1 protein-coding gene is annotated in these 551 nt (G+C 38.8%); it reads left to right on the forward strand.

Annotation, left to right across the window (positions count from 1 at the left end; translation table 11 throughout):
• The first annotated feature begins 137 nt into the window (after positions 1 to 137).
• Positions 138 to 350 carry a hypothetical protein gene (locus ACFINR_RS09610; RefSeq protein WP_375654256.1) on the forward strand — a complete coding sequence of 71 codons (213 nt, stop codon included), beginning with the start codon at positions 138 to 140 and terminating at the stop codon, positions 348 to 350.
• Positions 351 to 551: the final 201 nt, after the last annotated feature.

Consider the following 551-nt stretch of genomic DNA (forward strand, 5'->3'; position numbering starts at 1 on the left):
TGATTTTGATTGATTCAAGATACACAGATTTAAGATGAGAGAATCTTACGTTATTCAGGGTTCTCATTCAATATGAACAGAGCTAGATTATCATTATAAATCAATATCTTGTATCGGCTTATCAAGCGGGGGATGTTTTGCCCAATTCTGTTTGGTGTTTAAATCACCGCCCATGTAGTAGTCCAGAAGGGATGGTTTACAATCTGTGGCATAATATTTGGGTTGATATTTATCTTCAATCAGGGACAGGTGAAAATGCAAAGTCGGCATATGGTGTTCCGATTACGACCAATCGTAGCTATGCGGATCATGCATTTGATTTTTGGTCTGTTAGTATAAGAGATTTTTGACGAGTGATGAGTTTTCGCCAAGCATGTATGGAAGTAATCAAGCAACCAGTATTGTCGGCAATCAAGCGCCTTCTTTTAAGACGTCTGGAGGACACGTTGATACAAACAATAGACGGATGATTTTGCATATCGGTTGTGAGGATGGTTGCGGTTATGTTTGGCAATATTTGTCTGGTTGTTATCCAGTGACTAAATGGCATA

It is taken from the genome of Bartonella sp. AP19HLJMH (assembly GCF_042196245.1).
In the GTDB taxonomy this organism is placed as follows: domain Bacteria; phylum Pseudomonadota; class Alphaproteobacteria; order Rhizobiales; family Rhizobiaceae; genus Bartonella.